Consider the following 6,413-nt stretch of genomic DNA (forward strand, 5'->3'; position numbering starts at 1 on the left):
ATATGTTTTTGTTGCATTAATTGGGCCTGTCCACTATTTAAATTTTTTCCGGAAAGGGGGCCCTGATGAAACCTGTCCTTTCGATCGTGCTGGCCGGCGGCCAGGGCGAGAGGCTGAGGCCCCTTACCAACGACAGGGCCAAGCCGGCGGTGCCGTTCGGCGGCCATTACCGAATCATAGATTTCGTGCTCTCGAACATCGTGAACTCGGGGCTCTTCAGGATCCTGGTCCTCACCCAGTTCAAGGCCGACTCGCTGCTCCGCCACCTCAAGAGGGGCTGGCACCTGCCCGCGCTGCTCGACCAGTTCATAGACGCGGTGCCGGCCCAGATGAGGGTCGGCTCCCACTGGTACAAGGGGAGCGCGGACGCGGTCTTCCAGAACCTTCACCACATATTCAACTCCGGCCCGGAGAACGTCTGCATCTTCGGCGGCGACCACATCTACCGGATGAACTGCCTGCACTTCATCGACTTCCACGAGAAGAGCGACGCGGACGTCACCATAGCCGTCGTCCCGCAGCCGCTCAACGACGCCCGCTCCTTCGGAATAATCGCGTGCGACAAGACGTGGCGGGTGGTCGACTTCAGGGAGAAGCCAAAGGACCCGCCGCCTATGCCCGGGAACCCGAAGATGTCGCTCTGCTCCATGGGGATATACATCTTCAAGACAGAGGTGCTGGTGGAGGCGGTCAAGAGCGACGCCGAGGACGACAAGTCGTCCCACGACTTCGGCAAGGACATCATCCCCGCGCTGTTTCGGAAGAAGAAGGTGATGGCCTACAACTTCGCGGACAATCCGGTCCCCGGCGCCACCCCGCAGGAGCGCGGCTACTGGCGGGACATAGGGACCATAGACGGATACTGGAAGGCCTCGATGGACCTGGTGTCCGTCTCGCCGATTTTCAACCTCTACAACAAGGCCTGGTCCATCAAGACCGCACGCGAGTCCGACCCGCCGGCCAAATTCGTCTTCTCGGACGAGAAATCGGACAGGGTCGGCATGGCGACCGATTCGCTCGTGTGCGACGGGGTCATCACCTCCGGCGGAAGGATCGACCGCAGCATCCTCTCGCCGTGCGTCAGGGTCAACAGCTTCTCACAGATCGAGGAGAGCATACTCTTCGACCACGTCAACGTGGGCAGGTACGTGAAGATCAGGCGGGCGATCATCGACAAGGACGTCGTGATATCGCCGAACTCCACGATCGGTTACGACCTGGAGAAGGACAGCAAGAGGTTCACCGTGTCGCCCGAGGGGATAGTGGTGATACCGAAGGGCGCGACGGTCTAGAGGGCGGAACGAGAGCGCGAGACCATGCTTGAGCCGAATCAGCCGATCACCGATACCACCGTCGCCTTCGTCTGGCACATGCACCAGCCCTATTACAGGGACACGAAGACCGGCGAGTGCGCTATGCCCTGGGTGCGCCTGCACGGCACCCATTCCTACTACGACATGCTCCGGCTCTACAGGCAGCACCCGCGCGTGAAGGGCACCATCAACTTCGTGCCGTCCCTGATCAGGCAGCTCTTCGCATACGTCGAGGAAGACGCCGGCGACGCGTTTCTCGATCACACGCTCGTGCCTGCCGACAGCCTGAACGCCCGGCAGAAGATTTTTTTGCTCAGGCATTTCTTCTCGGCCAACGCGGAGAGGAAGATAGACCCCTGCGGCACCTACAAGAAGCTGAAGGACAGGCTGGGTCACGACCAGTCCAACATAGACTACGACCAGGCGGTCCGCTTCTTCTCCGCGCAGGACTACCGCGACCTGCAGGTCTACTTCAACCTCGTGTGGTTCGGCTTCGCGGCACGGGAGGAGATCCCGGAGCTGGAGAGGATGCTCCTGGAGGCGAGGCACTTCTCCGAGGAGGACAAGGCGTTCGTCCTCGAGGCCCAGAGGAGGATCCTCAAGAACCTCATGGAGGAGATAAGGATCGCCGCCGGCTCCGAGAACGTCGAGCTCACGACCACCCCTTTCTACCACCCGATATTGCCCCTATGCATCGACACGGACTTCGCGAAGAGGTGCATGCCCAAGGCCGGGCTCCCGCATCGCTTCGCGGCGCCCGCGCTCGCGAGGGAGCAGCTCTCTCGCGCCCTGGACTCGATGGAGCGCTGGTTCGGGGCAAGGCCATGCGGCATCTGGCCCGCGGAGGGGAGCGTCTGCCCCGAGATGATACCTATGCTCGCCGACGCCGGGGTCAAATGGATCGCCACCGACGACATGGTGCTGGCGCACTCGTTCCCCGAGGCGAAGCCGGTCGACAAGCACAGGCCCTACCTCGCCTCTCACGGGGGGAAGGAGGTCGGGATAGTCTTCAGGGACCACGGCCTCTCGGACCTCATCGGCTTCGTATACGGGAGGAAGCCTGCGGCCGACGCGGTGGACGACTTCGTCTCCCACCTGTCCGCCATAGACGCGGCGAAGCCGAAGGACGCGGGGAAGAAGCTCGTGACCGTCATACTCGACGGCGAGAACCCCTGGGAGCACTACCCCGACTCGGGAAGGGAGTTTTTGAGGACCCTCTTCGAGCGGATCGAGTCGGACGGGATACGGACGACCCGCCTCTGCGACTACATCCGGTCCAACCCGCCGGCTCAGAGGATCGAGAAGCTCCACACCGGCTCGTGGATCGACGCCAATTTTTACATCTGGATCGGCAAGCCGCAGAAGAACCAGGCGTGGGACTACCTGCGGCGCTCGATGGAGGAGCTGGGCGGGCGGCTCGACACGGCCTCTGCCGACGACGGCGCGCAGAGGGCCCTGGACTCTTTCCTCGCCGCCATGGGCAGCGACTGGTTCTGGTGGTTCGACGAGGACTTCGAGTCGCCCTTCAAGGGCGACTTCGACCGCATCTTCAGAAGCCATCTCAAGAACGCCTTCGAGTTCCTCGGCATGAAGGTGCCGCTCTTCCTCTTCGAGCCGATATACAGGTACGACGAGCACCGCGAGGCGCTGATCGAGCCGCCGGGCTTCATCTCACCCGACATCAACGGCTTCGACACGTCGTTCTTCGAGTGGGCAAACGCCGCCCGCATGACGGTCCACGGCAGGACCAGCGGCGCCATGGCCCAGAGCTCGACCGACCCGTTCGAGGCCATCTCTTTGGGCTTCAACGCCGAGGCGTTTTTCCTCAGGATAGAGCCGATCGATCGCGAGAGGGATTTCTCTCTGACGGCGGACGACGCGCTCCTGATAGGGCTTCACGGCGAACGCGGCCACCGCTGGTTCCGCCTGCAGAACGAGGGCGCCGCCCTGGACCTTCGCCCCGTTAACGAGGAGGGGGACTCGATCGCCGGATTCGTCCCCCGTTTCGCGGCCGGGGAGCTGCTCGAGATGGCGTTCCCGTTCGAGGACCTGGGGCTGAAGGCCGGCGACAGGGCCACGATCACGCTCGCCCTCTACAGGAAGGGTGTGGAGGTGAGGAGATACTCGCACATGAGGTTCGTGGTGCCGGACGAGACATACGACCGCAGGATGTGGGGCGTCTGAAAAGGAGAGGCCATGCCTGAGCTCAGAAAAGACCCGATCGTAAGCCGCTGGGTGATCATCTCGACCGAGAGATCCAAGAGGCCCATAAACCTGTTCAGCGCGAAGGAGCGCGCGATGCCCGAGGCGGAAAACAGCTTCTGCCCCTTCGACCCGGGGCACGAGACCGACACCCCGCACGAGGTCCTGTCCTACAGGACCGACGGGGGCGGCCAGGGCGCGGCCAGCTGGACCCTGAGGGTGGTGCCGAACAAGTTCCCCGCCCTCATGATCGAGGGCGAGTTGGGGAGGCGCGCCGACGGGATCTACGACAAGATGAACGGGATCGGGGCGCACGAGGTGATCATCGAGACGCCGAACCACAACGAGCAGCTGGCCGACCTCTCGGACGAGCGGTTCCAGGACGTGCTCTGGGCGTACCGCGACCGCATCATCGACCTCAAGAAGGACACCCGCTTCCGCTACATACTCATATTCAAGAACCACGGCCTGGGCGCCGGCGCGTCGCTCGACCACAGCCACTCCCAGCTGATCGCCCTGCCCATCATACCGAAGTCCGTCGCCGAGGAGATGTCGGGATCGAAGAACTACTACGACTACAAGGAGCGCTGCATATTCTGCGACATCGTGAGCCAGGAGATAGACGAGCAGAAACGGGTCGTGGGGGAGAACGAGGACTTCATAGCGGTATGCCCCTACGCGCCGCGCTTCCCGTTCGAGACCTGGATATTGCCCAAGAAGCACCGATCGCACTACGAGGACTGCACCAAGAACGAGCTCAAGAACCTGGCCGGCCTCTTCCAGCGGACGCTCCACAGGCTCAACAAGGCGCTGGACGTGCCGCCGTACAACTTCATGCTCCACACCTCGCCGGTGGGCATGCCGGCGCTGGCCTACTACCACTGGCACATCGAGATCACTCCGCGCATAACGCGCGTGGCCGGATTCGAGCGCGGCTCCGGGTTCTACATCAACCCCACGGCGCCCGAGGTCTCCGCCCAGTTCCTCAAGGAGCTGGGCCTTCCATGATTCTATTCACCAGTCACTGATCACCAGTCACCAGTCACGGTTTTATGAAGATAGTCCACATAGCATCCGAAGCGGTTCCGTTCGCCAAGACCGGCGGGCTCGCAGACGTGGTCGGCGCGCTGCCGAACGCGCTCGCCTCGCTCGGCGACAGGGTCTCGGTCATCATGCCGTTCTACGGAAGGCGGATGGAGCTCGGCGGGTTCGGCGCAGAGCCGCCATCCAGGCCCGACACCATCGTCGATGTGAAGGTCGGCTCAATGGTCATGAAGGCCCGCATCCTGCGAACCAGGACCCCGTCAGGCGCAACGTTCTATTTCATATCGGAGCCGTTTTTCTTCGACAGGGAGGGCCTGTACGGCACCCCGGCCGGCGACTATCCGGACAACGCCGTGCGCTTCATCTTCTTCGCCCGCGCGGCGGTTGAGGCGATGATAGCTCTCAAGCTCTCGCCCGACATCGTGCACGCCCACGACTGGCAGGCGGCGCTCGTGCCGGTGTACATGAGGAGCATCTACGCGGGCGAGCGCGCCCTCAAAAAGGCGAAGTCCGTGCTCACGATACACAACCTCGGCTACCAGGGGATCTTCCCGAAGAGCGCCATGGAGCTCACCGGCCTCGGCTGGAGCCTGTTCACGTTCGACAGGCTCGAGTTCTGGGACAAGGTCAACTTCCTCAAGGGCGGAATCGCCTTCGCCGACGCCATAACTACCGTGAGCGAACGTTACGCGGAGGAGATCCTCACGCACGAGCAGGGGATGGGGCTCGAGACGGCGCTGGCCGCTAAGGGGAAGGCGCTCACCGGCATACTCAACGGGGTCGACTACTCGGCCTGGGACCCGGCTGTCGACGGGCTCATACCGGCGAACTTCAGCGCGCGCTCCTTGAGGGGCAAATCGGAGTGCAAGGAGGCCATGCGCCTGAAGCTCAAGCTCCCCATGCGCGAGGGCATGCCGGTCGTCGGCATGGTAGGCAGGCTGGCCTCGCAGAAAGGGCTGGACATCTTCGTCGACTCTCTGCCGGCGCTCATGCGGAGGGAGGTGCAGTTCGCGATACTGGGGACCGGCGAGGCGAGGTTCCACGACCGGCTGAGGGAAGCGCACGCGAAATACCAGGACCGCCTGGGGCTGGCAATCGCCTTCAGCGAAGAGCTCGCGCACCTCATAGAGGCGGGCTCAGACTTCTTCCTCATGCCCTCGCTCTACGAGCCGTGCGGCCTCAACCAGATGATAAGCCTGAGATACGGCACGATCCCGATCGTGCGCGCGACCGGGGGGCTCGCCGACTCCGTGGAGGAGTTCGATCCGAAATCTCGGAAGGGAAACGGATTCAAGTTCACCGGATACGGCCCCGTGGCCCTCACCCGCGCGGTCGACCGGGCGCTCGCCCTCTACAAAAGGCCCGACCTCATGAAGGCCCTGATCCGAAACGCCATGAAGTGCGACTTCTCGTGGAAGCGCTCTGCCCGCGAATACCATGCGCTCTACAAAAAACTCCTTAAAAAATAAAAAGCGCTCGGCTTCGGGTCCCTGCTACCGGCAGGCAGGCCCCGACCCGACGCCACCCGAAGTCGACTCAATTGTTGAACCCCCTCCATGTTTCAATCCACGCCCCCGCGCGGGGGGCGACTCAGTTTGCACAAAAGATGATCTTAGACCGATTGTTTCAATCCACGCCCCCGCGCGGGGGGCGACGCTATCCCAGGGGGATCAATGACCGACCAGGAAAGTTTCAATCCACGCCCCCGCGCGGGGGGCGACTACAGAGCCCCACCGCTGCCGCAAAAGGGGTCAAGTTTCAATCCACGCCCCCGCGCGGGGGGCGACTTCAAGGAGCTTCGATCTAGTGACAAGGTATACCGGTTTCAATCCACGCCCCCGCGCGGGGGGCGAC

Annotated in this window: 4 protein-coding genes and 1 CRISPR repeat array; all 4 genes read left to right on the top strand. The window is 62.9% G+C overall.

Annotated elements, in window-relative coordinates:
- The first annotated feature begins 65 nt into the window (after nucleotides 1-65).
- The 4 genes from glgC to glgA are packed head-to-tail and all read left to right on the top strand — an operon-like array spanning nucleotide 66 to nucleotide 6,028.
- Nucleotides 66-1,292, top strand: coding sequence for a glucose-1-phosphate adenylyltransferase (gene glgC, locus JXA24_05775; protein ID MBN1283262.1), 1,227 nt, complete (start codon nucleotides 66-68; stop codon nucleotides 1,290-1,292).
- Between the two features lie 24 nt (nucleotides 1,293-1,316).
- Nucleotides 1,317-3,497: a hypothetical protein gene (locus tag JXA24_05780; protein MBN1283263.1), complete on the top strand. Its 2,181-nt coding sequence runs from the start codon at nucleotides 1,317-1,319 to the stop codon at nucleotides 3,495-3,497.
- Nucleotides 3,498-3,509: 12 nt separating this feature from the next.
- Nucleotides 3,510-4,523: a galactose-1-phosphate uridylyltransferase gene (gene galT, locus JXA24_05785; GenBank protein MBN1283264.1), complete on the top strand. Its 1,014-nt coding sequence runs from the start codon at nucleotides 3,510-3,512 to the stop codon at nucleotides 4,521-4,523.
- 44 nt (nucleotides 4,524-4,567) lie between these two features.
- Nucleotides 4,568-6,028 carry a glycogen synthase GlgA gene (gene glgA, locus JXA24_05790; GenBank protein MBN1283265.1) on the top strand — a complete coding sequence of 487 codons (1,461 nt, stop codon included), beginning with the start codon at nucleotides 4,568-4,570 and terminating at the stop codon, nucleotides 6,026-6,028.
- An 89-nt stretch (nucleotides 6,029-6,117) separates the two neighbouring features.
- A CRISPR array of direct repeats spans nucleotides 6,118-6,412; the repeat unit is 31 nt; unit sequence GTTTCAATCCACGCCCCCGCGCGGGGGGCGA.
- The last annotated feature ends 1 nt before the right edge of the window (nucleotide 6,413 follow it).

This window comes from Pseudomonadota bacterium, assembly GCA_016927275.1.
GTDB lineage: Bacteria > UBA10199 > UBA10199 > 2-02-FULL-44-16 > JAAZCA01 > JAFGMW01.

Excerpts from the sequence above, each read along its gene's own strand:
- glgC (MBN1283262.1), top strand. The coding sequence starts at position 66 with ATGAAACCTGTCCTTTCGATCGTGCTGGCCGGCGGCCAGGGCGAGAGG.
- JXA24_05780 (MBN1283263.1), top strand. The coding sequence starts at position 1,317 with ATGCTTGAGCCGAATCAGCCGATCACCGATACCACCGTCGCCTTCGTC.
- galT (MBN1283264.1), top strand. The coding sequence starts at position 3,510 with ATGCCTGAGCTCAGAAAAGACCCGATCGTAAGCCGCTGGGTGATCATC.
- glgA (MBN1283265.1), top strand. The coding sequence starts at position 4,568 with ATGAAGATAGTCCACATAGCATCCGAAGCGGTTCCGTTCGCCAAGACC.